Raw genomic sequence first — 23,427 nt, forward strand, 5'->3', positions numbered from 1 at the left:
GCCGCCCGCCGGCGTGGGGTCCGCGTGCGCCAGAGCGTCCGCGTCACGGCGCTGGTGCGGGGGCGCGGTGACCGGGTGGTCGGAGCGGAGTTCGCCGACGGCACCACCGTCCACGCCGAGCAGGTGATCCTGGCGACCGGCGTGTGGGCGCCGCAGCTCGGGGCAACCGTCGGCCTGGACATCCCCGTCCGGGCCCAGCGTGCGCAGTTGGTGCTGGTCGATCAGGGTGAACCGGTGCAGCACGTGCCCACCCTGTCGGACCTGGTGGGCCTGCAGTACCTGTGCCGTGAGCCGAACGGGGAGATCCTCGCCGGCAACTCCGACCACCACTCGCCGCAGTACATCGATCCCGACGGCTACTCGAACCGGGCCGACACCTCGACCGTCGAGAAGGTCGTGGAGCGGCTCATGCACCGCCTGCCCGACATGCCGGACCCCACGATCACCGGCAGCTACGTCGGGGCGTACGACACCACGCCCGACTACAACCCGGTGATCGGCCCCTCGCCGGTCGACGGGCTGTTCCTGGCGGTCGGCTTCTCCGGGCACGGGTTCAAGATGGCGCCCGCGGTCGGTCGGCTTGCCGCGGAGTTGCTGCTCGACGGGACGACGACGATGTCGGGTGTCGACCCGGCGGACTGCCGCTTCTCCCGATTCGCCGAGGGCAGGCCCACCACCAGCCTCAACCCGTACGTGGGCGCGGGGGAGATGCGCTGACCGGCCCCGGTCCCATTCTCTGATCCGGCGCGCCGGGCGGGGTGCCGTGGTCCGGTCATCCCAGGTGGATCTGGCCCTCCACGAGGTGCGCGACGTGCCCGGTCACCCAGATGCCTGTGCCGGGGGCGTCGTCACATCCGGCCGCGATCCCCACGCGTCCCTCACGCCCGAGCACGGAGCCCTGCCGGGCGGTGTAGCGCGGGGGCAGCGTGCCGTTGCCGGTGAGCCACACCGCCAGTCCCGCATGGAAGCTGCCGGTCACGGGGTCTTCCGAGATTCCTGCCGAGACGGGGAAGAAGCGGACCTCGACCTCGACCGCGTCCTCCCGGTCTGTCGGATAGCGGCCGACGACCCCCACCCGGTCCCCGTCCAGGGCCTGCACGTCGGGCCTCACGGCGAGGACGGCCTCGGCGTCGCGCAGGAGCAGCGCGCAGGAGCCGGGTCCGTTGTCCACCCAGGAGTGGTCCACCACGTCGTCGCGGCTCAGTCCCAGACCCGATGCCAGTCGCTCCACCTCCGACTCCTCGAGGGGACCTGACCTGATCAGCTCCGGTGCGGCGAACGACCAGTCACCGGCCCCCTCGTCGCGGACGGTGACCAGTCCGATCCCGCATTCCTGCACGGCCCTGCCGGGCACCCGGGGACGCCCACCCGCCGAGTGCCACGCCGCGCACGAACCGAGGGTGGGGTGGCCCGCGAACGGCAGCTCCCCGGCCGGGGTGAAGATGCGGACCCGGTAATCGGCCGCCTCGCTGGTGGGGGCCAGTAAAAAGGCCGTCTCGGACAGGTTGGTCCAGTTGGCGATAGCGGCCATCTCCGTCTCGGTCAGCCCGTCCGCGCTGTGGACCACGGCCAGGGGGTTGCCCCGGAACGGGACGTGGGAGAAGACGTCTACCTGCGAGAATCTCATTCCCCGACGGTACGCACCACCTGCCGGAGGGCGTGCGCGGCCGGGCGCCACCACCCTGACGTGCGACCTTCCGGTGCGGTGGATTTGCGCCGCAGCTTTGTTACGGTGCACGTACCGGCAACATCGAGCGGAGCCCTCACTCCCTCGGTGGGTGTCGGCCCCTCGGTCCGGATGATTCCGAACCCATCCGGACGACGAGCCCGGATGGCGACGGGCCCGCCGTCGTCACACGACGAAAGGAATCACATCATGGGCAGCATCGATCAAGGACTCGGCCTCCTCCAGCTCGGCTCGACCACCTTCACGACCGGCTCTGGTGTCATCGACGCCGGCACCGACTTCCTCGGCGCGGTCGTCGGCGTGATCCGCACCGCCGTCAACGGTGCCGCGGGCCTCATCGGCTCCGCCGAGCTGGTCTGACCCGCGAACCGTACAACGCGAGTGCACGGTCCGGCCTCGGGCCAGTGCCCTCGAGAACCACGAGTCGGCCCCCGCGCGGCGGGGGCCGACTCGCGACGTAACGGGAGGGGTCGATACGAACGAAGCGGCCTCGCCGGGCCATCACTCACCCGGGCGCCGCGCCGGGTGGTGCGGCGTTCAGCTCTCGCGGAGCGCGTCCGTGCACGTCAGGCGAAGTCTCTCGAGCTGGGCGCCGTGCTCTACCGCTCGCGCCACCAGCGTCTCTAGCGTGGGGCGGGGCAATCGCGGGTCGCCGATGTCGAGGAGGGCCCTGAACCCCAGCTCCTTGCCCCGGACAGCGATCGTGAGCGCCTCCAGCTCGAGGAGATCACTGAGCGGCGACCTCTCGGCGAATCGCTGGTTGGGCTTGAGCTGACCGAGCTTCTCCGCGGCGCGGGCAGGGAGGTCCTTGAGGGCAGACGGCGACGTCCCCGCCAGGGTCATGAGTTCCTCGAGACTGTGGAGGTCGTCCACCGTCTCGTCGCCGATACGCGAGACGACCCCACGGATCTCGGGGTCCTCGTGGTCCTTGGCCACCCTCCGGAACAGGTCCACCCCGGCGGCGGCCCCGGCGTGGTGGTCCTGCATGTACGTGTGCAACAACTCGGTGGCCATACCGGCGACGTTACGTCCTCTCGGCGAGGCGGCAACCGCGAACCGGCAGGGTCGTCACCGACGAGCTCAACCGCGGGCGAGGGCCGGGAGCAGCTCCTGCTCGGCCAACTCGAGGAAACCGGACTGGTCCTGGGAGACGTGGTGCAGATAGATCTCGTCGAACCCCAGTGACTCGAACTCGCGGAGCCGGCCGACGAGGTGATCGACCGAGTCGGTGACGATCACGGTCTCCTCGATCTTCTCGTCCGGGATGTACCGGGCGACCAGGTCGAACTGCTCCGGGGTGGGCAGGTCGTAGGCGACCGGCGGGTCCACGGCGTGGTTCTGCCACTGATCCCGGGCGACCTCGCGTGCGCGGCTCATGGTGTCCTCGATCGCCACGTGGACCTGCAGAGCGAGCGTCCCCCGGCCGCCGGCCGTCCGATAGGACTGGACGATCTGCCGGACCGAGTCGGGGTCGTCGTTGATGGTGATGAGCCCGTCGGCCCAGGTCGCCGCCCGCGCGGCGGTCTCCGGGGTGAGTGCCGGGCCCATGATCCGGGGTGGTGTCTCCGGGAGCGAGTACACCCGCGCGTTCTCGACGTCGACGAGTCCGTGGTGGGTGACCTCCTCGCCGCGGTGGAGGCGGCGGATGACGTCGACGCTCTCCTCCAGGCGGGCCTGCCGAGTGGCCTTGTCCGGCCACTTGTCGCCGGTGATGTGCTCGTTCATGTTCTGACCACTGCCGAGGGCGACCCAGAAGCGGTCGGGGAACATCTCGGCCAATGTGGCCGACGACTGGGCGACGACGGCGGGGTGGTAGCGCTGGCCGGGCGCGCAGACGGTGCCGAACGTCATGCCGGTGGTGGCGAGCGCGGCACCCAACCAGGACCAGGCGAAGCCCGAATGGCCCTGGCGCGTGGACCAGGGTGAGAAGTGGTCGGAGCACATCGCGATGCGGAAGCCCGCGCGTTCGGCCTGCTGGACGTCCCGCAGCAACCTGCCCGGGGAGATCTGTTCGTGCGAGGCGTGGAATCCGTAGGTGGTCATCGTTCGCCTTCCTGTCGTCCCTTCCGGGCCGCCTGGATGGCGTCGGCCGCCCGGATCAACCCGATGTGACTGAACGCCTGGGGGAAGTTCCCCGCCAGGCGGCCGGATGCGGGATCGAACTCCTCGGAGAACAGGCCGAGGTCGCTGCCCCGGGACACCATGGTCTCCATGAGGGTCTGGGCCTCGTCGACGCGGCCGCTCCCGGCGTACTGCTCGACCAGCCAGAAGGTGCACAGAACGAACGGGTACTCGCCGCCCTCGAGGCCGTCGATCCCGCTGTCGACCCGGTAGCGGTGGACGAAACCCTCCTCGGTGACGAGGTCACGTTCGATACACGCCACCGTCCCGAGCATCCGGGGATCGCCGTAGTCCAGGAATCCGGTATGGGGCAACTGCAGGAGGGAGGCGTCCACCTCGGAGTTGTCGTAGGTCTGGGTGAAGCTGCCCAACTCGTCGTCGAACCCGTGCTCGTCGATCTCCTCGGCCAGGCGGGACCGGAGCTCGCGCCACCGCTCCACGGGTCCGTCGAGCCCGTGCTGCTCGACCGCGCGGACGCCACGGTCGAACGCGGCCCACATCATGGCCCGCCCGTGGGTGAAGTGGTGGGTGGACCCGCGCATCTCCCAGATCCCGTGGTCCTCGCGGTCGAAGTGCTTCTCCGCGTAGCGCAGGAGACCCTTCTGCAGGCCCCAGGTGTACTCGTCCTCGTGGACACCGGCCTCGCGCAGGTCGTGCAGGGCTATCATGACCTCCCCCACCACGTCGGCCTGATACTGGTCCGCCGCCCCGTTGCCGACCCGCACCGGCCGGGAGTCCTCGTAGCCGTCGAGGTGGTCAAGTTCCATCTCGATCAGCTGGCGTTCCCCGCCCAGGCCGTACATGATCTTGACGTCGTCGACGTCGCCGGCAACCGCGCGGAGAAGCCAGTCCCGCCAGAGCGCGGCACCCTCGGTGAGGCCGTGCGCCACCACGACCTCGATGGTGAAGGCGGCGTCGCGGAGCCAGGTGTAGCGGTAGTCCCAGTTCCTCTCGCCGCCGAAGTACTCGGGCAGCGAGGTGGTCGGCGCGGCCACGATGGCGCCCGTGTCCAGATTGGTCAGCGCCCGCAGGACCAGGAGCGACCGGGTCACCTCCGGCTGGGGATCGCACTCGACCTCCAGCTGTGACGACCAGTCGGTCCAGGCGCTGATGGTCGCCGCGATCGTCTCGTCGGCGTCGGGCGGGTCGGGGACCTCCTCGTGGGACGGGAACCAGGTCAGGTCCCAGTCCAGCCGTTCTCCGGCGCGGACATCGAATGATCCCTGGAGTCGCCGGGCGCGCCCACCTTCCTGGGACTGCTCGTCCTCGCGCACGGCGGCCCGGGCGTGGGTGTCGTCGCTGGGCGACAAGTCGTCGTCGTCCTCGTCAGGCCAGTGCAACATCGGACCGGTCACCAGGATGCCGTCGGGGCCCGCCAGGGCCAGCAACGCGCGGTCCTGGCCGTCCCTGGCGATCTCCCGGGTCCACGGCGTGGCGCGTGCGTAGTCGAACCTCAGGCGCAGGTCGTGCTCGACGGCCACCTCGCCGTCGAGGCATTCGACCCGGCGGATCAGGTCCCCCTGCGACTCGCTGCGCAGGAGGCAGTCGGTCACCCGGGCGGTGCCGGTCGGCGACCGCCAGGTCGTCTCGAGCACGAAGGTCTCCGGGATGTAGCGGCGATCGAGCACCTCGCCGTCGACTACCGAAAGGCACCACCGGCCGTCCTCCGGGCCGCCGAGCAGGGCTGAGAACACTGCAGGGGAGTCGAACCTGGGGAGGCAGAGCCAGTCGATGCTCCCGTCCCGCGACACCAGCGCGCCGGTACGCAGGTCGGACAGCAGGGCGTAGTCCTCGAGGGGAGTGCTGCGCGTCGAGCCGCCCATCTCTAGAAGACGGGCTTGCCGCCGGTCACCCCGAGCACAGTGCCCGAGACGTAACCGGCGTCGGCGGGCGAGGCGAGGAAGACGAACGCTCCCGCACATTCCGCGGGCTGACCCGCGCGACCGAGCGGGGTGTCCGAACCGAACTCCTCCAGCTTCTCGCCGGGCTGCGTGGCCGGCTGCAGCGGCGTCCAGATGGGGCCGGGCGCGACCGCGTTCACCCGGATGCCCCGGGGCCCGAGTTCGGAGGCGAGGTTGACGGTGAGGTTGTTCAGGGCCGACTTGGTGGCCGCATAGTCGAGCAGCGGCGGGGCCGGTTGGTAGGCCTGGATCGACGTGGTCGTGATGATCGAGGACCCGGGGCCGAGGTGGTCCAGCGCCTCCTGGCTCGCCCAGATCGTGGCGTACAGGTTGGTCTTGAACACCCGGTCCATGTTCTCGCTGTCGATGGTCTCCAGACCCTCGCCGCGAGCGTGTTGGTAACCGGCGTTGTTCACCAGGATGTCCAGTCCGCCGAGCTGCTCCGCGGCGTCCCGGACCATCTGACGGCACTGGGACTCCTCGCGCAGGTCACAGGGGAGGAGTACCGCCCGCCGGCCCGCGTCCTCGATCCAGCCCCGGGTGTCCTGGGCGTCGGACTCCTCCTCCGGCATGTAGGAGATCGCCACGTCGGCTCCCTCTCGGGCGTAGGCGATGGCCGCGGCCCGCCCGATCCCCGAGTCCCCGCCCGTGATCAGGGCCTTCATCCCCTGGAGCTTGCCTGATCCGCGGTAGGTCTGTTCCCCGTGATCGGGCACCGGGGTCATCTCGGAGCTGAGCCCGGGGGGCCGCTGCTCCTGGGGCGGGAACCCGCCGCTGTCGTTCGTCATCTCCTCGGCGCGTCGTGTGATATCGCTCGTGGTGCTCATATCTCCAACGTACGTAAAGGTGTCGTATCCGCCACCGGGGCCGGACGGCGTCCGGAGGCCCCGAGCGGGTCAGCGGGCGTCGACCTCCCGTGCGTCAGCGACCCAGCAGGCCCTTGGCGATGTGTGTCACCTGGATCTCGTTGCTACCGGCGTAGATCATGATCGACTTGGCATCCCTGGCGAGTTGTTCGACCCGGTACTCCGCCATGTAGCCGTTGCCGCCGAAGAGCTGCACCGCCTCCATCGCGACCTCGGTGGCCGCCTCGGAGGAGTAGAGCTTCATCGCCGACGCCTCGGCCAGGGTCAGGGGCTTTCCGGCGCGGGCCCGTTCGATGGAGTGGAACACCATGTTCTGCACGTTGATCCGCGCCACCTCCATCCGGGCCAGCTTGAGTTGGATCAGCTGGAACCGCCCGATCTCCTGGCCCCAGAGGGTGCGCTCGCGCGAGTAGTCCACGCACAGTCGGTGGCACTCCTGGATGATGCCCAGCGCCATGATCGCCACCCCGGTGCGTTCGGCGGTGAAGCTGGACTTGGCGGACTCGCGACCGTCGCCACCACGGTGTTCCTCGGTCTCCCCCAGGAGGCGGTCGCGGCCGAGCCGGACGTCGTTGAAGAACAACTCGCCGGTGGGGGAGCTGTGCAGACCCATCTTCTTGAACGGCGCGCTCTGCGTGAGGCCGTCCATCCCCGTGTCCAGGACGAATGTCAGGACCTTGCGGTCACGCTTGGCCGCCGCGGCGTCGCGGTCGTCGGCTCCGGCCGCCGCGCCCTCGTCGAGCTTGGCGTAGACGATCATCACGTCGGCATGCGGGCCGTTGGTGATGAACGTCTTGCGGCCGTTGAGGATGTAGTCGTCGCCGTCCCTCCGCACATAGGTCCGCATCCCGCCGAACGCGTCGGACCCCGAGTCCGGCTCCGTGATCGCCCACGACGCGACCTTCTCCATGGTCACGATGCCCGGCAGCCAGCGTTCCTTCTGCGCCAGCGTCCCGCGCGACATGATGGTCGTGGCACCCAGGCCGATGCTCACCCCGAGCGCCGACACCAGACCCATGCAGGCCCCGGCGAGTTCGCTGATCACCACCGCCATCAGCGAGTCCTGGCCCTCAAACGCTCCGCTCGAACCGCCCGAGCTCTCCGAATCGCCCGACCCGTCTGACCCGCCCGACCCGTCTGACCCGCCCGACTCCCGCGCCCGCTGCCTGGCGAGCATCTTCTCCACGCCGTCGGCGGCCATGGTGTCGATCCCGAACTCCGCGAACAACTTACGGATGATCGGATAGGGCGGCATCTCCCCGCTCTCCAGGCCGTCCAGATTGGGGCGGATCTCCTTGGCGATGAAGCCCCGCACGGCCTCCCGGATCATCAGATCGGTCTCGGACCACTCGTACATCGGTGTCTCGTCTCCTCGGTGCCCCAGGCCGCCGCTGGAACATGTTCCGGTTCAGTCTGTCGCGCCCCGGGGCGTGGGACGGGGTTTCGGCGTGAAACGTCTCCCGCCGGGCAATCCCCGCAGAACCTGCGGGAGGTCGAGCACACTCGGGTGCATGAGTGCTCCCCTCGACGACGCATCCGACCCGGCCGGCGACACCCAGGCGGGCGGCACCCGGGCCGGCGACACCCAGGCGGGCCGCGACCAACTGGGGAGGATCGGTCTGTGGACGGGCTCCCTGGAGGGCGTGCCGCCGGCCGGGATCCCGGATCTGCTCGGCGAACTCGAGGAGCAGGGCTGGGGGTCGCTGTGGTTCGGCGAGGCCGTCGGGCGCGAGGCGTTCACCGCCGCGCAGCTCTACCTCGGGGCCACCCGCCGTATGGCCATCGGTACGGGCATCGCCAACATCTACGGTCGGGACGCCTCGGCGGCGGGGGCGGCCGCGCGCACCATCGAGGCCATGCACCCCGGCCGCTTCGTCCTGGGTCTGGGCGTGTCCCACGCTCCGCTGGTCGAACGGCACCGCGGGCACAACTACGGGCGTCCACTGTCGGCGATGCGCGAGTACCTCGACGCGCTCGACCGGACCCAGCCCATGGCGGCGGGGGAGGACACCATGCCGCCGGTGGTCCTGGCCGCGCTCGGTCCCAAGATGCTCGAACTGTCCCGGGACCGGACCGCCGGCGCGCACCCTTATCTGACCCTCCCCGAGCACACGGCGCGGGCGCGCGAGATCCTCGGCGGAACCGGGGAGGACGGACCGGCCCTGGTCGTGGAACACGCCGCGGTGGTCGCCACCGGCGTGGAGGACGACGACGAGCTGTGGCGGTCGCGGGCCCGGGACCACCTGAACATCTACACCGGGCTGCCCAACTACCGGAACTCCTGGACCCGCCAGGGTTTCGACGAGTCCGACTACGTCCGAGGCGGCAGCGACCGCCTCCAGTCGGCCATGGTGACCCGGGGGGTCGAGGCCACCCGGGCGCGGGTACAGGAACACCTGGACGCGGGCGCCTCGACGGTGCTCGTGCAGGTGCTCGGGGAGAACATCCTGGTCCCGCCCGTCGAGGACTGGCGGCACGCGTACGAGGGGCTCCTGGGCTGACGGAACCCGGTGCGGGGTCAGCCGGTGTAGGCGACGGTGTCGACGACGATCGGTCCCGCCTCGGCTCCACCGGTGGTGGTGAGTCGGTACTCGACCCGGCCGGATCCGGTGGGGATGATCGCGTCGTACGGGTGCGCGATGGGGTCCGGTACTCCGAGGGAGATCCGCGGGTGGGGGATCTGCGCGACCTTCTCCCCGCTCGCGCCGGTGTCCAGGTTGCGCCACGAGAGCGTGGCGGTCAGAGCGCACGGACCCACGCCGACGACCGCGAATGCCCAGCTCACACTGGCCGTCCCGGGATAGCCGTCACCTCGCAGTGAGGTGGACACGGCACCGGCGCACGCACCGGTGGGTGATCCGCCCCAGGCGACCAGACGGTTCGGGGCGGGCAGGAGCTGGGTGAGGGCCTCGGAGGAGCCCTGTGCGTTCGCGGTGGCCGGGGCCGCGAGGGCGGCGGCCAGTGCGACTGCCGTGGCGGCGAGGGTCGCGGTCACGGTGGCGGTGGGTCGGCGGATGGCCCGCCGGGTCGTGCCGGTGGTGTTCACCACCCCCATGCTGGCACCGGGTGAGGCGGACCACAAGGGTCCGGGGTCGACAGCGAACGCGTTCGACACCTGTCTGTAGTGTCCGACTAAAGGGTTTCCGAGAGGACACATCAATGGGCGGCAGGACGCGCGGCGGGGACGCTGTTCGGGCGGAGCAGAACGGACTGATCGTCGTCCTGGCCTTCGGCGGGATCGTCATGTCCCTCACCCAGACCCTGGTGATCCCGCTGCTGGGGATGCTGCCCGCCATCCTCGGCACCTCGGCGACCAACGCCGCGTGGGTCGTCACGGTGACCCTGCTCGCCGGAGCGGTGGCCGGCCCGATGATGGGCCGCCTCGGCGACCTCTATCCCAAGAAGAACGTCCTGATCGGCGTCACCGCGGTGATGGTCATCGGGTCCGTCCTGTGCGCACTGTCCACTTCGCTGTGGCCGATGCTCATCGGGCGTGCGCTCCAGGGCGTGGGGATCGGCGTGATCCCGATCGGCATCGCGACGATGCGCGAGGTGCTGCCCGCCGTCCGACTCGGCCCGGCGATCGCCCTCATGAGCTCCTCGTTGGGGGTCGGTGGTGCGCTCGGGCTCCCGGCAGCCGCGGCGCTGGCCCAATACGGCTCCTGGCAGTGGATGTTCTGGGGTACGGCGGTGCTCGGCGTGGGGATCATCGTCATGATGGCCCTGCGTATCCGGTCGCTCCCGGCCGCCAAACCCGACGGGACCCTGGACCCGATCGGAGCCGTGGGACTCGCGGTGGGTCTGATCTCGCTCCTGCTGGCGGTGTCGAAGGGCGCGGACTGGGGCTGGCTCTCGGCGTTGACCCTCGGGCTGTTCGCGCTGGCTGCCGTCGCGTTTCCCGTGTGGGGCTGGTGGGTGCTGCGTCACCCGTCCCCGCTCATCGACCTGAGGGTGGCGGCCCGCCGACCGGTCCTGTTGACCAACATCGCCTCGATCCTCGTGGGCATGGGTCTGTACGCGCAGCTGCTCGTCATCCCCCAGATACTCCAGCTCCCGGTGGCCACCGGCCACGGGCTGGGGCAGTCGATGGTCGCCATGGGGCTGTGGATCGCGCCCGGCGGGTTGGCCATGATGGCCGTCTCCCCGATCAGCGGACGACTCATCACCACACGGGGTCCCAAGCCCACGCTCATCCTGGGATCGCTGGTCATCGCATCGGGGTACGCCTCCGCCATGTTCCTCATGGGCTCGACGTGGGGCGTCATGATCGCGGCCGTCATCACCAGCTCCGGCGTGGGTCTGGCCTACGGTGCCATGCCCGCCCTCATCATGTCGTCGGTGCCGCACTCCGAGATGGGGTCCGCCAACAGCGTCAACACCCTCATGCGGTCGATCGGCACCACCACGGCCGCGGCGGTACTCGGGGTGATCCTCACGCAGATGTCCGTGGACTTCGGGGGGTTGTTCGTGCCCACCGAGACCGGTTTCCGCGTGGGCCTGTTGCTCGGGTGCGGGGTCGCTCTGGCGGCTGCCGCGGTCGCCGCCATGATCCCGCCCCCGTGGGAGACGGAGGACTGACCCACGGCACCTCGGGACGCACCCCCCCCGAGGCGTTGCAGGATCGTTACCTGATCCGCATATGTGTTCGATATAATCGAACACAGGAGCGATTCAGGTGAGGAGTAGCGATGATCTGCAGTGGCAGTGCGGCCGATGGCGTGGCCGCCGAACTCCTCGCCTCAGAGGTGCTGTTCGCCGAGAATCGCGCGGCCGCCGCGAGATGCCGGGGTGTCCATGCCCTCGTCGAGCACCACGAACGGCAGCTCGAGGCGCGACTGCAGGAGATGGGCCCGGGGGAGCCTGACTGGTCCAGGCTCGACCCCATCGATCACACCTGCCAGTCTCTGGTCGCCACGACCGGTGTGACGTACTCGCGGGCGAGTGACGTGGTCGGGTTGGCCGTGGACGTGCACGCCTGGGCCCCCGCGGTTCTGGATGCGATGGAATCGGGGCTGTTATGCGAGCGCATCGCGATGCTGCTGTGTAGCCGGATCAGGGACGTGGACCCCTCCCTCAGCCACGAGGTACAGGCCGCTGTCGTCGAGGACTATCTCAAGCGACTCCATAGGGGGGAGCGGCCCAACCGGAGGACGATCTCCCGGCACGCGGACAACGTCGTCGCGAAGATCGACCCGGAGGGCGAGGCAGAGCGCCGCCGTGACGCCGCCTTCGGTCGGGGCGTGCGATTTCGCAGAGAAGACCGCGGGATGTGCACCATGACAGCCCGTCTGCCCGCAGCTGCGGGGGCGGTTCTCGCGGAGCGAATCGACGCCTTCGCGGGAAAAGCGGCGCCAGGTGACCGCCGCACCCTTTCGCAGCGGCGCGCCGACGCGTTGGTGGCGATGGCCACCGGTGACCATGTCGTGGTGGACCCCGACGGCGGGTATCGCGGCACATCCGCCGCAGGATCTGCGGACCCGACGCCGGGTTCAGCCCGCGGCTCGGACGCGGCTCGGGGCGGGGGAAACGGCGCGCGCACGGGCGAGGCCGCCGGCAGCGGGGCCAGTGCCGGTGACGGTGCCCCTGCTGCTGCTGCTGAGGATGCGGCGGGGCAGCGGGGGGCCGATGGAGCGGACGACCCCGTGCACGCACCGGTGAACGTCTCGCCGCTACTGCGTCCGCGTGTGACCGTGATCGCCAACGGAGTCGGAGCGCCTCGACTGGAGTTCGCCAGAACGGGAGAAGCAGCGCTCGAGACCCTGACCCGTCTGCTCGAGTCCGCGAAGGGCGCGACCTTCGAGCTCGTGGACACTCGACCCGGAACCCACGATGGCGGTGAGAGCGCCTATCGCTATCGGATTCCTCCAGACCTGGCGCGACGGGTCCGAATGAGAGACGGGACCTGTCGGCATCCCGGTTGCGCGGTGCCGGCGGAATCCTGCGACATAGATCATATTGTCCCCTTCAACCACTCCGATCCCTCGAGTGGCGGGCTGACCATCGAGAAGAACCTGATGTGCATGTGTCGGCGGCATCACCGGTACAAGACCTTCTCCGACGCCCACTATGAGTACCTCGACGGCGGGCGGATCAAGATCCGATTCGGCAGACATGTCCTGACCACAACTCCTACAGGCCCGCTGGCGCGGGCCCGCGGGTTCGTGACCGCCCCGGTGTCCCCGCGTCCCAACCGGCCACCCGGGAGGTCGCCGGGCGCCAGCTCCGAAGATGGCCCCGAGCGCAGCAGGCGGCGCGGCGATCACGACGACGACCCGCCCCCGTTCTGACGGGGGCCGGACCCCAGATCCCGGATCCCGGACCCCGCGCCCCGGGCGCTCTCTCTGCTATTGGTTCTGCCGCCGGCTCAACTCTGCGCGCGGGCGATGATCTCCTCGGCGAGCTCAGCTGGGCGTTCCTCGGGTATCCAGTGGCTCGCACCGGACATCTCCACGAAGCGGTAGTCGGCGTCCACGTAGTGGGCGGTCCGCTCGGCGCCACCGCGGCCGAGTGCCGGGTCGTGATCGCTCCAGACGAAGGTCGTGGGCACGCGGACACGGGCGGTCGCCTTCCCGGGTGAGGCGAAGGGCAGCGCGCGGTACCACCCCAGTCCACCGGGCACGGCGCCGTCGGCGACCATCTCGCTGCGGTAGCGGGCGATCATCTCCGGCGTCATGCCCATCGTGGCGAGAGCGCGTTCCGCCGGGCCTCCGTCCGAAGTGAGCACCCGCTCGGGAACCCGCGGCAACTGGAAGAACCCGATGTACCAGGAGCGCAGCAGCTGGTCGGAGACGATCATCGCGCGGCGGAAGGCCGCCAGGTGGGGCACCGACACCGCGGTGAGCGACCGGACCCGGTCGGGATGCGCGGCGGCCACACCCCACGCCACGGCCGCGCCCCAGTCGTGGCCGACGACGTGGGCGGCGGGCAGGTTCGCGCTGTCGAGCAGGGCGAGGACGTCGCCCACCAACTCGGACAGTCGATATGCCCGCCGACCCCTGGGGCGGGCGGTGGAGCAGTAGCCACGCTGGTCCAGGACCAGCGTGCGGAACCCGGCCGCGTGGAGGAGGGGCGCCACCGCGTCCCAGCTGCTCGTGCGCTGCGGGAATCCGTGGAGGAGCACTACGACCTCGCCGTCGGCCGGGCCGGAGTCGATGGCCCGGAAACGGAGGCGGCCGCGGGAGAACGTGATCTCCGCGGACCGCGGCGGCTCGGAACCCAGCGATTCAGAGCTCAGCGGCTCGGAACCCAGCGATTCAGAACTCGGCGGAGTCTGGCCTGGGACGGTCGGATCAGCCACGGACGTATCCTCTCCGGACGGCCCGCTCGAGGATGCCCAGGGTCGCTTTGAGTGCGGACGCGTCCAGCACCGGCAGGATGCCGGAATCGCGCCACTTGGGATGGGCGTCGGACCAGTCGTAGTAGCTCACGACCTCCGTCAGTGGCCCGTCGAGGTCCCCGGCGCTGCCTCCGCCTCCGCCTCCGTCCGCGGTCCCGCTGCCGAGCTGCGTCAGGCGATACCCGTAGGTGTGACCGATCGGCGGCTTGATCTGGCCGTCGATGGTCCAGGCGATCTCCTCACCCGGCAGGAACCGGGTGATGATGACGGTCACGTCGTACCGGCCGAGGTCGTAGTCGCCGAGCGATTCCCGATCCATGTGCACGACGAACCGGTCGCCCGAGGCCGTGACCGTCGAGCCCTCGGCCGACTGGAGCATCCCCGAGGAGTCGATGGCCACGTGACCGTCGGGGTCGCAGAGCACAGCGAACACCCGGTCCGCCGGCGCCGCGATGACCCGCCTGGCCTCGAGGCGTGTCCCGGGGGCGGCGTCGTCGGCCCCGGACGAGCTGGTCGATTCGATGTCCGTCATGCCGTTGACGCTACCCCCGGGTATCAGCGCGGCGCTGCCATCAGCACCGCTCCGGCCTCACATCCGTGCCGCCCTCAGATCTGTGCCGCCTTCAGATCTGTGCCGCCTTCAGATCTGTGCCGCGATCAGATCCGTGCGGGATCCGGCCGGTCCCACGCACGGTGGGTCGCCAGCAGCGGCTTGAGCGCGGGCAGGACTCCCGCCGCCTCGTCCACCACCACGACACCGGGGGTGTCGGCGGTGAGCCCGAAGTCGACGAACTGGTCGACGGGCGCGAGCGAGGCGATCGCCTTCTTGTGGCGGAACATCTCGCTGATCAGCACGTCCGTGTTCGCGTCGGCGGGCAGGTCCACCACGACCAGGGCGTCGAACTCGATGGACCGCTGGGTGCGGTAGGTGCGGGAGACCGTGACCGTCTCTGCATCGTCCGCATCGCTTCCACCGAGCGTGCCGCCGGTCGGGGCGATGACCAGCGGGACCATGTCGTCGTCGAATACAGCCTGCTCCAGCGCCTTGACCGCGGCGACGTCGGAGGCCTCGGTGACGAGGATCCCGATGAGGCGACCGTCGGAGGGCCACTCGCGGCCGATCTGGGACAGAGCGGGGCTGGTGACGACCTCGGCCACCGGGACCTTGGCGGGCGCGGGTAGACCGAGACCGGTGGCGACGGTGACGGCGAGGTCGTGGTCGATCCGGGCCAGCTGCTCGACCTGGCGGATCTTGATGTTCTCCTCGTAGCACTTGCCCAGCTCGAAGGTGTACGCGCCGGCGATGTGCTCCTTCTCCACCTCGGTCATGCTGGAGTAGAACATCGTCACCTGCGAGTAGTGGTCGTCGAAGGTGGCCGGCGCGTCCCGGACCACCTGCGCGTCGGCGATGTGCTGCGCCACCTCGACCAGGGCACCGTCGTCGGCGCCGGCCAGGAACGGGCACCCGCCGTCGAGGCTGTTGGGCTTGTACGGCGCGACCCCCACGTGGTCGGCGGTCTGGTGCATACCGTCCCGCAGCATGTCGTTGACCGGGGCGTGCGGGCGGTTGATCGGCAGCTGCCCGAAGTTCGGTCCACCCAGCCGCGAGATCTGGGTGTCGAGGTAGGAGAACAGCCGGCCCTGGAGGAGCGGGTCGTTGGTCACGTCGATCCCGGGCACGAGGTGGCCCGGGTGGAACGCGATCTGCTCCGTCTCCGCGAAGTAGTTCTTGGGGTTGGCGTTGAGCGTCATGGTGCCGATCACCTGGACCGGCGCGAGCTCCTCCGGGACGAACTTGGTCGGGTCGAGCAGGTCGATGCCGTGGAACATCTCGCTCACCCCGTCGGAGTCCACCGTGTCCGGGAAGACCTGGATGCCCAGGTCCCACTTGGGGAACGCGCCGGCCTCGATGGCATCGGCGAGATCCCGGCGGTGCAGGTCCGGATCCATGCCGGCCGCGATCTGGGCCTCCTCCCACACCAGCGAGTGCACGCCGAGGTGGGGCTTCCAGTGGAACTTGACCAGGTTGGTCTCGCCGGCGGCGTTGATCAGCCGGAAGGTGTGGACGCCGAAGCCCTCCATCATCCGGTAGGAGCGGGGGATGCCGCGGTCGGACATGTTCCACATCGCGTGCGCCTGACCCTCGGTGTGGAGTGAGACGAAGTCCCAGAACGTATCGTGTGCGCTCTGGGCCTGCGGGATCTCGCGGTCCGGGTGCGGCTTGCCCGCGTGGATGACGTCCGGGAACTTGATGGCGTCCTGGATGAAGAACACCGGGATGTTGTTGCCGACCAGGTCCCAGGTCCCCTCCTCGGAGTAGAACTTGGTGGCGAACCCGCGGGTATCGCGGACGCTGTCGGCAGACCCGCGCGACCCGAGGACGGTGGAGAAGCGGACAAAGACCTCGGTCTGCTTGCCCTCCGCGAACAACCCGGCGCGGCACACGCTCGCCGCCGCCCCGTTGGCCTCGAAGACACCGTGAGCACCGGCGCCGCGGGCGTGGACCACGCGCTCCGGGATCCGCTCGTGGTCGAAGTGGGTGATCTTCTCCCGCAGGTGGTGATCCTGCAGGAGGGTCGGGCCGCGGCGGCCGGCCTTCTGGGAGTGGTCCGTCTCAGAGAGCCGCGCCCCCTGCGCGGTGGTGAGGAACTCGCCCTGCTGGCGGGCGGCGTCCTCGGTGTCAGAGGACTCCGCACCGGTGGGGCTGAACGGCGTCGGGCCCTTCTGGTCAGGCTTGGGGGGAAGCGGGCCGGTGGGGTCGGTCGGCTCCTCGAGTGAGGGGGGCTTTGGCGCCGGGACGCCGGGAACGACGTCGCCAGCGCCGACGATGTCGTCGGCGAGTTGTTCGGCCTTGTCCACGATTTTCTTGGCTGCAGCTCCGGCCGTCTTGGATGCGGCGGACTTCTTGTCGGACATGTGACTCCTCCGAGGGTTGCGTGTGAGTTCACGGGTCGTGCCGACTCTCCCACTCGGCGCGGACTTCGCAACCAGTCGCGAAGGGGTCGGAGCAGGAGTACGCTCCGGCGCTCGGCCACCCGGTCCCGCGGCGTGTGGGTCCCGTTCCCGGCGGCGTGCCCTCATGCGGCGCGAAGTCGACGTCGTCTGAGGTCAGCGCGCCTATGGTGTTCCCATGACGACCCACGGTGAGGACGCCGGCACGGCCGCGATCCCCCGATCCCATCTCCCGTATCCGGTGGTCCTGGCGGCGGCCTGGGCGGCCTGCCTGCTCCTGATCGCCGGGGGCGGGTGGATCCTCGGCCAGGCCATCGGACGACTGTCGGTGATCCTGGCGCCACTCGCGATCGCGGTGTTGCTCGCCGCCATGCTCCGGCCGCTGGTGGACCGCGTGCCCCGGCGGGTCCCGCGGGCGCTGGCGGCGCTCGTCGTCGTCCTCGGGGTCCTGGCGCTGGTGGTGGGCGCGCTGGCGCTGGTCACCACCCAGCTCGCGACCGGGGTCCCGGAGATGAGGGAGAAACTCGGCAGCGGCGTCGACACCGCCCTGCAGTGGCTGGAGGACGGCCCGCTCCACCTGACCGCCGACCGGTTGCAGGAGGCCGTCGCGCAGGTCCGCGCCTGGATCGAGTCCCACTCCGAGGCGGTGGCCGCGGGCGCGGTCCAGTTCGGGCACACGGCCGTCGACGCGGTGGCCGGTCTGCTCATCTGCCTGGTGGCCCTGTTCTTCTTCCTCTACCAGGGGGAGAAGCTGTGGGCGTTCTTCGTCGGGTGGTTCCCCCGCGCGAGCCGCCTCAACGTCGACCGCGCGCTGCGACAGGGCTGGGGCAGCCTCGGCGCCTACACCCGGACGCAGCTGACCGTGGCCGCGATCAATGCCACCGGGGTCGGGCTCGGTGCGCTGGTGCTGCGCGTGCCCTTCGTGATCCCCATCGTGGTGGTGGTGTTCCTCGCGTCGTTCGTCCCCATCGTGGGCACCCTCGTCGCGGGGCTGATCCCCACCGCGCTGGCGCTGGTGGACCGGGGACCGGTGATCGCCATCGCGATGCTGGCGATCGTCCTGGTGGTCCACCAGGTGGAGTCGCACGTGCTGCAGCCCGTCCTCATGGGTCACGCGGTGGCCCTTCACCCGCTGGCCGTGATCGTGGTGGTGGCCTCGGGCACCTACCTGTTCGGCATCGTGGGAGCGCTGTTCGCCGTCCCCGTCACCGCCATGGTGAACACCGTGGTGCGGTACCTGGCAGGGGGGACGGGCGGGGACGTGGACCGGGAACCCGCCGAGGGGCCGGGACTGGTGCCCGACCGCGCCGTGGTCTCCGGGCCGGACGACGACTCCGGACCTGACGACGACGAGCCCGCGGTGCCCGGCGGCGACCCCGCCACCCGCTGACCCACCACCCCCACCGAGAGGAACCGATGACCTTCAGCATGGAACTGACCGACGAGCAGCGCGAGCTGCAGGGCTGGGCCCACGCCTTCGCCGAGGAGGTCATCCGGCCGGCCGCCCGCGAATGGGACGAGCGCGAGGAGACGCCCTGGCCGATCATCCAGGAGGCCGCCAGGATCGGGCTGTACGGCTACGAGATCATGGCCACGCTGCGGCAGGACGACACCGGTCAGTCCTATCCGATCCTGTGCGAGGAGCTGTTCTGGGGCGACGCGGGGATCGGCTTGTCCATCATGGGCACCGGACTGGCCGCGGCGGGCATCGCCTCGGCCGGGACCACGGACCAGATCATCGAGTGGGTGCCCCGCTGCTACGGCACCGAAGCCGAACCGGCGGTCGGCGGGTTCTGCTCGTCCGAGCCGGAGGCCGGGAGCGACGTGGGCAACATGCGCACCCGGGCCCGTTACGACGAGGCCACGGATGAGTGGGTGATCTCCGGGCAGAAGGCCTGGGTGACCAACGGCGGGGTGGCCTCGGTCCTCGTGGTGCAGGCGGTGGTGGACCCGGAGCTCGGTTCCCGCGGCCAGGCCGCCTTCGTCATGGAGGCCGGGACCCCCGGGATCGAGGCCGGACCCCGACTCAAGAAGCACGGCCTGCGCGCGTCGGCGACCGCCGACATCTTCTTCGACGACGTCCGGGTGCCGGGCTCGGCGCTGCTGGGCGGCAAGGAGAAGCTCGACGAGAAGCTGGCCCGCGCCCGGGAGGGCGAGCGGACCGGGGGCCAGGCCGCCATGGCGACGTTCGAACGGACCCGACCCACCGTGGGCGCGATGGCCGTGGGCATCGCGCGGGCGGCACACGAGTACGCGCTCGAGTACGCCAAGGGGCGGGTGGTGTTCGGCCGACCGATCATCGAGAACCAGGCCATCTCGTTCCTGCTCGCGGACATGGCGGTGGAGATCGACGCCTCTCGACTGCTGGTCCGCCGGGCCGCGTGGTTGGGCGCGACCCGGCAGCCCATGGCCCGGGCCGAGGGCTCCATGTCCAAGCTCAAGGCCGGCCGTACCGCCGTGTGGGCCACCGAGCGCGCCATCCAGATCCTCGGCGGGGTGGGGTACACCCGCGAGTACCCGGTCGAGCGGATGCACCGCGACGCCAAGATCTTCGACATCTTCGAGGGCACCGAGCAGATCCAGCAGCTGGTGATCGCCCGCGCGATCTCCGGTCAGCGGTTGCCGTGACGGCCGTCGAGGTGGTGCGGGCGAGCGTGGTCCGCGCCCCGCGCGACGAGGTGTGGGCGCGCGTGGTCACCGCGGACGGGGTCAGTGACGAGTTCCGGCCTCTGCTGCGGATGCGCTTTCCCGCGCGACTGGCGGGGGCCTCCATCGCGGACGTGCCGCTGGGTCGGCCGATCGGGCGCGCGTGGATCCTGCTCGGCGGGGTCATCCCGGTGGAGTACGACGACCTGGTCCTGGTCGACCTGGAGGCTCCCCGGTTCTTCCAGGAGCGTTCGGAGCTCGGGTCGTGTCGGGTGTGGGAGCACCGCCGAGAGCTCGAATCGCTGGCCGACGGCTCCACCCGCGTCACCGACACCCTGCGGGCCGTACCGCGTGCGCTGGTGCCCGGATCGGTCGTCCGTGTGGTGGTCGGGGCACTGTTCGCCCACCGGCACCGGCGGCTCGCGCGGGAGTTCGGATGAGCGTCCGGGCCGGATGTGATAGAGAGAACTGCTCCCCGGGGCCCTGATGGCGCACAATGGGTCGAGGTGCTCCTTGCGACGAGGTACGGCGCGGAGACCGTCCCCGAGGGGGAATGCGACATGCAGAACAGCGATGTGCACAAGACCGAGATGCAGCGGACAAGGCTCCACGGACGCGAGCTGGCGTACCGCGAGGCGGGAGCCGGCGAGGGCAAGCCGACGCTGCTCCTCATCCACGGCATGGCGGGCAGTTCCGTCACCTGGCGGGAATTGATCCCGCGTCTGGAATCGAGGTTCCACATCATCGCCCCCGACCTGCCGGGCCACGGGGAGAGCTCCCTCGACTTCGACGACTACTCGCTCGGGGCGATGGCCTCCGCCCTGCGCGACCTGCTGGTGGTCAAGGGCATCAGGCGGTGCACGGTGATCGGCCAGTCGCTCGGTGGCGGCGTGGCCCTGCAGTTCGTCTACCAGTACCCCGACTTCTGCGAGCGCATCGCGCTGATCGGCAGCGGCGGCCTGGGCAAGGAGGTCAACTGGATCCTGCGCCTGCTCGCGGTCCCCGGAGCCGAGCTCCTGCTGACCGCGGGTGCGGCCCCGTTCCTGGTGTCCGCCGGGGACAAGGCCCGCGGGTTCCTCACCGGCAGGGGAGTCCGCGCGATCGCGCTCGAGGAGCCGTGGGCGGCGTACGAGTCGCTCGGCAGGCCCGGGCACCGTCGCACGTTCTTCAAGACCCTCCGCGCGGTCGTGGACAACAAGGGGCAGGCCGTCTCCGCCAGCAACAGGCTCTATCTGGCGGCGCAGTTGCCCTTCCAGCTGATCTGGGGCGACCGCGACCCGATCATCCCCGTCTCGCACGGACACACCACCCACGAGGCGATCCCGGGCAGCCGGCTCGCGATCGTCGAGGGCACCGGGCATTATCCGCACGTCGAGGATCCCGCCGCGGTCGAGCGGATCCTCGTCGACTTCATGGAGTCGACCGAGCCCGGCCACATCGACCACCAGCTCCTCGGTGAGCTCGTGACCGCGGGCGGCGACGAGGCCCGATAGGGGACCGCCGATCCGACAGGGCCCGGCTGGAGATGACGGCGGCCCCGGCCCCGTCGTGGGGGCCGGGGCCGGCTCGGGTCTGTCAGGCGTCGGTCTCGACCGTGTCGCCGCCCGTCGCGACGTCGTCGCCGGTGGCGTCGTCGGCAGCGGTGTCGTCCGAAGCGGTGTCGTCGCCGTCGGTCTCGGTGCCGTCGGTGTCATCGTCCCCCGGGATCTCGGCGTCGATGCCACGGAGGATGTCGATCGCGCCCGCGATGTCGCCGGTCATCGCGGTGGAGATGGCCAGGTCGGCGTTCGCCTCGCACTCCTCGCCCGACAGTCCGGGCGCGACGCCGCCGACGGAACCGAGGAAGTCGTACGCGGAGATCGTGCCGCAGAGCTGCTGCGCGATGTCCGAGACCTCGGCGGGGGTCTCGGCGCCGTCGATGTCCGTCTCGACGGTCGTGGGGGCGCCGACCGACCCGCTGTCGAGCCCGGGGAGATCGCTCTGGGCGGCGGCCAGTCCCGCACCGGAGAAGGACAGGGCGGCAGCGGAACCGATGATCGCGATGGTCTTCTTCATGGTGGTCACCTTTCGTTCGGGCGCCGGGGTCTCCCGGAGACACGGCGGTCACCGTAACGGCGACAGTGCCAGCGTGCTGTGACCGCGATCACTCCCCGTCGGAGCCCGGTCGGTGGAATGTCGTGATGCGCTGGAGCGACGGCGCCCGGACAAATTCTTCTTCATCTCGCGGAGTGTTTGCCGCGTCGACGCTCTCCGGGGATGCTTGTCCCATGAGTGGAACCGCCGAGATCTATGACGCCGTCCTCAGCCCGGGCAAACTCGAGTTGCTCCGGGCGTGGATCCGCCACCAGTCGTGGTTCGACGGTGACCCGACGCGGCTGGAGCAGGTGACCGCCTACCGGTTCGTCGACCCCGACGGCGAGGTGGGCATGGAGGCCTTCCTCGTCTCGGACGGTGCGCGCACGTTCCACGTCCCCGTGACCTACCGGGGGGCGGAGCTCCCGGGGGCGCAGGACGCACTGGTCGGGACGCTCGAACACTCTGTCCTCGGTCGTCGCTGGGTGTACGACGCGCCGGCGGACCCCGTGTACGTGACCGAGGTGCGGCGGGTCGTCAGTCACCGCGACACCGCCGCCGACCATCTGGCGGTGGAGGACGGCACGGTCACCCCGTCGCCCGTCAACGTGCGGGGCGGTGGGGACGGGGCGACGGGCGACAGCGACGCCGATGCCGCACCTCAGGTGATCCGGGTGATCTCGGAGGAGAACGACGCCGAGGCTGACCGCCCCCTGATCGGCTCGCCGGGCACGCTCAGCGGGACCTGGGAGGACGCCGACGGCTCGCATTCCGCGGTCTTCGTCGTCGTCTCCTAAGACCTGTCGGCTAGGGCCTGGCGGCCAGGACCTGTCGGCTAGGACCTGGCGGCTAGGGCCTGGCGGTGCAGTTCTTGCCGGGGGGCGCCGTCCGGCCCCGGGGGCGTCACCGGGCCGGACGGGGGTCCTCCCGGCCGGGCCGGGCGGGGACTCAGGCCTGCTTGATGGCCGAGAGCTCGATCTCGAGGGTGACCTTCTCGGAGACGAGCACGCCACCGGTCTCGAGCGCCGCGTTCCAGGTCAGGCCGAAGTCGCTGCGGTTGATGACCGTGGTGCCCTCGAAGCCGGCGCGGAGGTTGCCGAACGGGTCGGTGGCGGTGCCCTCGTACTCGAACGGGATGGTCACGGACTTGGTGGTGCCCTTGATGGTGAGGTCGCCGGTCACGTCGACGCCGCCGGAGCCGTTGGCCGCGATCTTCGTCGAGCGGAAGGTGATCTCCGGGTGGTTGTCCATGTCGAAGAAGTCGTTGGACTTCAGATGGCCGTCGCGGTCGGCGTTGCGGGTGTCGATCGAGGAGGCGGTGATGACGACCTCGGCGGTCGCGCCGTCGACTCCCTCCGCGGGGACGGTGACCGTGCCCGTGTAGTCGTTGAACGACCCGCGGACCTTGGTGACCATGGCGTGGCGGGTGACGAAGCCGAGGCGGGTGTGGGTGGGGTCGATGTTCCAGGTGCCGGTGAGGTCGGTGAGCGTCGCGGTCATGGTGACTCCTTCGGTGGTCCCCGGCTGGACACCGGGGCGATTGGTTGTTGTGTCACCTACAGTAGCGCCTCAATGGTGATGCGTCAACAAGAAGTTCGGAGAAATTCGGATGAGTTCGGATCGGTCGGTCACCCCACGTGACGGCGCAGGAAGTGCAGCGCGTGGGTGACCGCGAGGTCGTGACACGGCCGGCCGGGGAAGAGGTCGAAATGATCGCCCGGGTAGTGGCGCACCTCGGCGCGGGCGGCGAACGCCGCGGTGCTCGCGGCGTGCGGTGGGGCGCTCCGGTCCAGGTCGGCGATCTGGACCAGCACGGGGGTCCCGGCGAGCTCCGCGGCCTTCGCG

General features: G+C 70.3%; 22 protein-coding genes and 1 pseudogene. 10 read left to right on the forward strand and 13 right to left on the reverse strand.

The window, feature by feature from the left end; genetic code table 11:
- A partial coding sequence (locus tag G6022_RS04995) for an FAD-binding oxidoreductase (RefSeq protein WP_182691105.1) occupies positions 1-717 on the forward strand: 717 nt, incomplete at its 5' end.
- A gap of 55 nt (positions 718-772) precedes the next feature.
- On the opposite strand, the gene G6022_RS05000 is transcribed toward G6022_RS04995, so the two are convergent.
- The gene (locus G6022_RS05000; RefSeq protein ID WP_182638641.1) at positions 773-1,627 is read right to left on the reverse strand and encodes a PhzF family phenazine biosynthesis protein; all 855 of its coding nucleotides are present in this window, start codon (positions 1,625-1,627) and stop codon (positions 773-775) included.
- Between the two features lie 249 nt (positions 1,628-1,876).
- On the opposite strand from G6022_RS05000, the gene G6022_RS05005 reads away from it, so the two are divergent.
- Positions 1,877-2,047 (forward strand): hypothetical protein, encoded by a 171-nt coding sequence (locus tag G6022_RS05005; protein WP_182610057.1) that lies wholly within the window; start codon positions 1,877-1,879, stop codon positions 2,045-2,047.
- Positions 2,048-2,224: 177 nt separating this feature from the next.
- Here the strand turns inward: G6022_RS05005 and G6022_RS05010 are convergent, their stop codons facing one another.
- The 5 genes from G6022_RS05010 to G6022_RS05030 all read right to left on the reverse strand — a co-directional run bounded on the left by G6022_RS05010 (position 2,225) and on the right by G6022_RS05030 (position 7,932).
- Positions 2,225-2,701, reverse strand: coding sequence for a hypothetical protein (locus G6022_RS05010; protein WP_182638640.1), 477 nt, complete (start codon positions 2,699-2,701; stop codon positions 2,225-2,227).
- A gap of 66 nt (positions 2,702-2,767) precedes the next feature.
- Positions 2,768-3,730 carry a TIGR03885 family FMN-dependent LLM class oxidoreductase gene (locus G6022_RS05015; RefSeq protein ID WP_182638639.1) on the reverse strand — a complete coding sequence of 321 codons (963 nt, stop codon included), beginning with the start codon at positions 3,728-3,730 and terminating at the stop codon, positions 2,768-2,770.
- The gene (locus tag G6022_RS05020) at positions 3,727-5,631 is read right to left on the reverse strand and encodes a glycoside hydrolase family 15 protein (RefSeq protein WP_182638638.1); all 1,905 of its coding nucleotides are present in this window, start codon (positions 5,629-5,631) and stop codon (positions 3,727-3,729) included. Before G6022_RS05020 ends, G6022_RS05015 begins: the two co-directional genes overlap by 4 nt.
- 2 nt (positions 5,632-5,633) lie before the next feature.
- Entirely contained in the window at positions 5,634-6,497 is an 864-nt protein-coding gene (locus G6022_RS05025) for an SDR family oxidoreductase (protein ID WP_241731059.1), read from the reverse strand.
- A gap of 133 nt (positions 6,498-6,630) precedes the next feature.
- Entirely contained in the window at positions 6,631-7,932 is a 1,302-nt protein-coding gene (locus tag G6022_RS05030; RefSeq protein ID WP_182638637.1) for an acyl-CoA dehydrogenase family protein, read from the reverse strand.
- A 154-nt stretch (positions 7,933-8,086) separates the two neighbouring features.
- Here G6022_RS05030 and G6022_RS05035 point away from each other — a divergent pair, with 154 nt between their 5' ends.
- On the forward strand, positions 8,087-9,076 hold the full coding sequence (locus G6022_RS05035; RefSeq protein ID WP_182638636.1) for a TIGR03620 family F420-dependent LLM class oxidoreductase: 990 nt from the start codon (positions 8,087-8,089) through the stop codon (positions 9,074-9,076).
- 17 nt (positions 9,077-9,093) lie between these two features.
- Here G6022_RS05035 and G6022_RS05040 read toward each other — a convergent pair whose 3' ends face one another.
- Complete coding sequence (locus G6022_RS05040) at positions 9,094-9,630, reverse strand: hypothetical protein (protein WP_187700850.1); 537 nt, start codon at positions 9,628-9,630, stop codon at positions 9,094-9,096.
- 104 nt (positions 9,631-9,734) lie between these two features.
- Here G6022_RS05040 and G6022_RS05045 point away from each other — a divergent pair, with 104 nt between their 5' ends.
- Both G6022_RS05045 and G6022_RS05050 read left to right on the forward strand, forming a co-directional pair.
- A complete protein-coding gene (locus G6022_RS05045) occupies positions 9,735-11,153 on the forward strand; it encodes an MFS transporter (protein ID WP_182638634.1) in 1,419 nt (472 codons plus the stop codon).
- 110 nt (positions 11,154-11,263) lie between these two features.
- A complete protein-coding gene (locus tag G6022_RS05050) occupies positions 11,264-12,862 on the forward strand; it encodes an HNH endonuclease signature motif containing protein (RefSeq protein ID WP_182691107.1) in 1,599 nt (532 codons plus the stop codon).
- Between the two features lie 77 nt (positions 12,863-12,939).
- On the opposite strand, the gene G6022_RS05055 is transcribed toward G6022_RS05050, so the two are convergent.
- The 3 genes from G6022_RS05055 to G6022_RS05065 form a co-directional block, all read right to left on the reverse strand.
- Entirely contained in the window at positions 12,940-13,764 is an 825-nt protein-coding gene (locus G6022_RS05055; protein ID WP_347237775.1) for an alpha/beta fold hydrolase, read from the reverse strand.
- Positions 13,765-13,864: 100 nt separating this feature from the next.
- Complete coding sequence (locus tag G6022_RS05060; RefSeq protein ID WP_182638631.1) at positions 13,865-14,443, reverse strand: polyketide cyclase; 579 nt, start codon at positions 14,441-14,443, stop codon at positions 13,865-13,867.
- A 125-nt stretch (positions 14,444-14,568) separates the two neighbouring features.
- The gene (locus tag G6022_RS05065; RefSeq protein WP_182638630.1) at positions 14,569-16,827 is read right to left on the reverse strand and encodes a catalase; all 2,259 of its coding nucleotides are present in this window, start codon (positions 16,825-16,827) and stop codon (positions 14,569-14,571) included.
- A 214-nt stretch (positions 16,828-17,041) separates the two neighbouring features.
- On the opposite strand from G6022_RS05065, the gene G6022_RS05070 reads away from it, so the two are divergent.
- The 4 genes from G6022_RS05070 (at position 17,042) to G6022_RS05085 (ending at position 21,002) form a co-directional block, all read left to right on the forward strand.
- The gene (locus G6022_RS05070) at positions 17,042-18,253 is read left to right on the forward strand and encodes an AI-2E family transporter (RefSeq protein WP_182691110.1); all 1,212 of its coding nucleotides are present in this window, start codon (positions 17,042-17,044) and stop codon (positions 18,251-18,253) included.
- A gap of 26 nt (positions 18,254-18,279) precedes the next feature.
- Positions 18,280-19,491, forward strand: coding sequence for an acyl-CoA dehydrogenase family protein (locus G6022_RS05075; RefSeq protein ID WP_182638626.1), 1,212 nt, complete (start codon positions 18,280-18,282; stop codon positions 19,489-19,491).
- Entirely contained in the window at positions 19,488-19,949 is a 462-nt protein-coding gene (locus G6022_RS05080; protein WP_179524057.1) for a hypothetical protein, read from the forward strand. The genes G6022_RS05075 and G6022_RS05080 overlap by 4 nt, the downstream gene beginning before the upstream one ends.
- Before the next feature lie 150 nt (positions 19,950-20,099).
- Entirely contained in the window at positions 20,100-21,002 is a 903-nt protein-coding gene (locus tag G6022_RS05085) for an alpha/beta fold hydrolase (RefSeq protein WP_182638628.1), read from the forward strand.
- Positions 21,003-21,084: 82 nt separating this feature from the next.
- On the opposite strand, the gene G6022_RS05090 is transcribed toward G6022_RS05085, so the two are convergent.
- Entirely contained in the window at positions 21,085-21,564 is a 480-nt protein-coding gene (locus tag G6022_RS05090; RefSeq protein ID WP_182638625.1) for a hypothetical protein, read from the reverse strand.
- Between the two features lie 212 nt (positions 21,565-21,776).
- Between G6022_RS05090 and G6022_RS05095 the strand changes: the two genes are divergently transcribed.
- Complete coding sequence (locus tag G6022_RS05095; RefSeq protein WP_179524059.1) at positions 21,777-22,379, forward strand: hypothetical protein; 603 nt, start codon at positions 21,777-21,779, stop codon at positions 22,377-22,379.
- A gap of 151 nt (positions 22,380-22,530) precedes the next feature.
- Here G6022_RS05095 and G6022_RS05100 read toward each other — a convergent pair whose 3' ends face one another.
- Together G6022_RS05100 and G6022_RS05105 are read right to left on the reverse strand one after the other, a co-directional pair.
- Positions 22,531-23,082 (reverse strand): YceI family protein, encoded by a 552-nt coding sequence (locus tag G6022_RS05100; RefSeq protein WP_179524060.1) that lies wholly within the window; start codon positions 23,080-23,082, stop codon positions 22,531-22,533.
- A gap of 128 nt (positions 23,083-23,210) precedes the next feature.
- A pseudogene (locus tag G6022_RS05105) lies at positions 23,211-23,427 on the reverse strand (alpha/beta hydrolase); the annotation flags it as partial.

This window comes from Dietzia sp. Cai40 (assembly GCF_014145165.1).
Lineage (GTDB): Bacteria > Actinomycetota > Actinomycetes > Mycobacteriales > Mycobacteriaceae > Dietzia > Dietzia natronolimnaea.

What these genes read in the sequence shown, in the direction of transcription:
- G6022_RS05000 (WP_182638641.1), bottom strand. Translation starts at nt 1,627, where the DNA reads ATGAGATTCTCGCAGGTAGACGTCTTCTCCCACGTCCCGTTCCGGGGC.
- G6022_RS05010 (WP_182638640.1), bottom strand. Translation starts at nt 2,701, where the DNA reads ATGGCCACCGAGTTGTTGCACACGTACATGCAGGACCACCACGCCGGG.
- G6022_RS05070 (WP_182691110.1), top strand. Translation starts at nt 17,042, where the DNA reads ATGACGACCCACGGTGAGGACGCCGGCACGGCCGCGATCCCCCGATCC.
- G6022_RS05060 (WP_182638631.1), bottom strand. Translation starts at nt 14,443, where the DNA reads ATGACGGACATCGAATCGACCAGCTCGTCCGGGGCCGACGACGCCGCC.
- G6022_RS05085 (WP_182638628.1), top strand. Translation starts at nt 20,100, where the DNA reads ATGCAGCGGACAAGGCTCCACGGACGCGAGCTGGCGTACCGCGAGGCG.
- G6022_RS05040 (WP_187700850.1), bottom strand. Translation starts at nt 9,630, where the DNA reads ATGGGGGTGGTGAACACCACCGGCACGACCCGGCGGGCCATCCGCCGA.
- G6022_RS05050 (WP_182691107.1), top strand. Translation starts at nt 11,264, where the DNA reads ATGATCTGCAGTGGCAGTGCGGCCGATGGCGTGGCCGCCGAACTCCTC.
- G6022_RS05090 (WP_182638625.1), bottom strand. Translation starts at nt 21,564, where the DNA reads ATGAAGAAGACCATCGCGATCATCGGTTCCGCTGCCGCCCTGTCCTTC.
- G6022_RS05100 (WP_179524060.1), bottom strand. Translation starts at nt 23,082, where the DNA reads ATGACCGCGACGCTCACCGACCTCACCGGCACCTGGAACATCGACCCC.
- G6022_RS05015 (WP_182638639.1), bottom strand. Translation starts at nt 3,730, where the DNA reads ATGACCACCTACGGATTCCACGCCTCGCACGAACAGATCTCCCCGGGC.
- G6022_RS05065 (WP_182638630.1), bottom strand. Translation starts at nt 16,827, where the DNA reads ATGTCCGACAAGAAGTCCGCCGCATCCAAGACGGCCGGAGCTGCAGCC.
- G6022_RS05025 (WP_241731059.1), bottom strand. Translation starts at nt 6,497, where the DNA reads ATGACGAACGACAGCGGCGGGTTCCCGCCCCAGGAGCAGCGGCCCCCC.
- G6022_RS05005 (WP_182610057.1), top strand. Translation starts at nt 1,877, where the DNA reads ATGGGCAGCATCGATCAAGGACTCGGCCTCCTCCAGCTCGGCTCGACC.
- G6022_RS05075 (WP_182638626.1), top strand. Translation starts at nt 18,280, where the DNA reads ATGACCTTCAGCATGGAACTGACCGACGAGCAGCGCGAGCTGCAGGGC.
- G6022_RS05030 (WP_182638637.1), bottom strand. Translation starts at nt 7,932, where the DNA reads ATGTACGAGTGGTCCGAGACCGATCTGATGATCCGGGAGGCCGTGCGG.
- G6022_RS05020 (WP_182638638.1), bottom strand. Translation starts at nt 5,631, where the DNA reads ATGGGCGGCTCGACGCGCAGCACTCCCCTCGAGGACTACGCCCTGCTG.
- G6022_RS05035 (WP_182638636.1), top strand. Translation starts at nt 8,087, where the DNA reads ATGAGTGCTCCCCTCGACGACGCATCCGACCCGGCCGGCGACACCCAG.
- G6022_RS05045 (WP_182638634.1), top strand. Translation starts at nt 9,735, where the DNA reads ATGGGCGGCAGGACGCGCGGCGGGGACGCTGTTCGGGCGGAGCAGAAC.
- G6022_RS05095 (WP_179524059.1), top strand. Translation starts at nt 21,777, where the DNA reads ATGAGTGGAACCGCCGAGATCTATGACGCCGTCCTCAGCCCGGGCAAA.